Origin of the sequence: Rhodoferax sp., from assembly GCF_039922535.1 — a bacterium.
In the GTDB taxonomy this organism is placed as follows: domain Bacteria; phylum Pseudomonadota; class Gammaproteobacteria; order Burkholderiales; family Burkholderiaceae_C; genus Rhodoferax_B.
This window is the reverse complement of sequence record NZ_JBDTEM010000297.1, coordinates 1-1,948: the sequence shown is the minus strand read 5'-3', so window position 1 is coordinate 1,948 and position 1,948 is coordinate 1. Positions and strand designations below refer to the sequence as shown.

Genomic DNA, 1,948 nt, shown 5'->3' with positions numbered 1-1,948 from the left:
ATTGGCGACCCCGAGTACAAGATCGGCCGCCCCCGCCAGCTGTTCACCGGCTCGGTGAAGCGCGACGTGCTGCCATTGGCGACCCGCTGATCTAGCCCGCCCCCCAAAAAACCCGCCGGACAGCCATGTCGGCGGGTTTTTGCATGCCCGCACGCATTTGCTACCGATTCAATAGCTGCCTGCGCAGGTGGTATCTGCGTCAGCGGCCTAAAAAGCTTAAATTTTTAATTCACGCACGGGCGATGGCTGCCATCGCAAATCAAGACGGCAAGAACCCTTTAAAGGCGGGAAAATAGCTATCCATCGCACACCGCGATGCCCACCCCGATGCAACCCACTGAACGCAACTTCGCCCGCCGCATGGACCTCACCTCGCTCCAGCTCTTTGTAGCGGTGTGCGAGCTGGGCAGCATCGGTCGCGCGGCGGAGCGCGAATTCATTGCGGCATCGGCGGTGAGCAAACGCCTGAGCGATCTGGAAGCCACCCTGGGCACGCCTTTGCTGGTGCGCCACACCCGCGGTGTGGACCTGACCCCGGCGGGCGAGAGCCTGCTGCACCATGCCCGCTCCATGCTCTACAGCCTGGAGAAGATGCAGGGCGAGCTCAGCGAATACGCGTTTGGCGTGCGCGGCCACGTGCGCATCCACGCCAGCATTTCGGCCGTAGTGCAGTTTTTGCCCGAAGACCTGGGCGCGTTCTGCCGCGAACACCCGCAGGTCAAGATCGACCTGGAAGAACACCTGAGCTCCGAGGTCATCCGTGCCGTGCAAGAAGGCGCGGCCGATCTGGGGTTGTGCAACATCGAAGGCGGCGTTGGCACACTGCAAACCCGGCCATACCGGCACGACAATTTGGTATTGATTGTGCCGTCCGCGCATGTTCTGTCTGCGCGGGCAGCTATTCTTTTTGAAGAAACCCTGGATTTTGACCATGTGGGCTTGCAGGCCAACAGCTCAATCTACCTGGCCATCCACCGCGCTGCCGCCGACCTGGGCCGCAGCATCAAGCTGCGCATCCACGTAGCCGGGCTGGATGCCATGTGCCGCATGATTGCCAACGGCCTGGGCATCGGCGTGATGCCGCAACGCGCGTTCGAATTGCTGCACAGCAGCGGCCAGCTCAAAGCCGTTCCCCTGCTGGACCCCTGGGCCATCCGCCAGATCGGCCTGGTAGCACGCGATTTTTCGACCCTGCCCGTTACCGCCCGGCTGTTACTGGACCACCTGAGCGCCCGCCCAGAAGCATAAAATTGAATTCCACGAAAGAAGCAAAAATGGCACGCACCCTCTACGACAAGATCTGGGACGAACACGTCGTCCACACCGAAGACGATGGCACCACCATCCTCTACATCGACCGCCACGTGATCCACGAAGTCACCAGCCCGCAGGCCTTCGAAGGCCTGCGCCAGGCCGGCCGCAAGGTCTGGCGTATCAGTTCTATCGTCGCCACCGCTGACCACAACACACCCACCACGGGCTGGGAAAACGGGCTGGACGGCATCGCCGACCCGATCTCCAAAGAGCAGATCGTCACGCTGGACACCAACATCAAGGAATACGGCGCGGCCGCGTACTTTCCATTCCTGTCCAAGCGCCAGGGCATCTGCCATGTGATCGCACCCGAAAACGGTGCCGCCCTGCCGGGTATGACGCTGGTCTGCGGCGACTCGCACACCTCCACCATGGGCGCGATGGGCGCGCTGGCCCACGGCATCGGCACCAGCGAGGTCGAGCACGTCATGGCCACGCAAACCCTGCTGGCCAAGAAGGCCAAGAACATGCTGATCAAGGTCGAGGGCACGCTGTCCAAGGGCTGCAGCGGCAAGGACATCGTGCTGGCCATCATCGGCAAGATCGGCACGGCGGGAGGCACCGGCTACACCATCGAGTTCGCGGGTTCCGCCATCCGCGCACTCAGCATGGAAGGCCGCATGACGGTCTGCAA

At 62.4% G+C, this 1,948-nt stretch carries 2 protein-coding genes; both read left to right on the top strand.

The features are described from left to right. Nucleotides 1-327: 327 nt before the first annotated feature. Complete coding sequence (locus tag ABI213_RS14040) at nt 328-1,248, top strand: LysR family transcriptional regulator (protein WP_348005697.1); 921 nt, start codon at nt 328-330, stop codon at nt 1,246-1,248. Nucleotides 1,249-1,274: 26 nt separating this feature from the next. Continuing rightward, the coding region (locus tag ABI213_RS14035) for an aconitase family protein (protein ID WP_348027570.1) at nt 1,275-1,948 on the top strand (674 nt) is incomplete at its 3' end.

Coding starts and splice junctions, on each gene's coding strand:
- ABI213_RS14040 (WP_348005697.1), top strand. CDS start 328: ATGCAACCCACTGAACGCAACTTCGCCCGCCGCATGGACCTCACCTCG.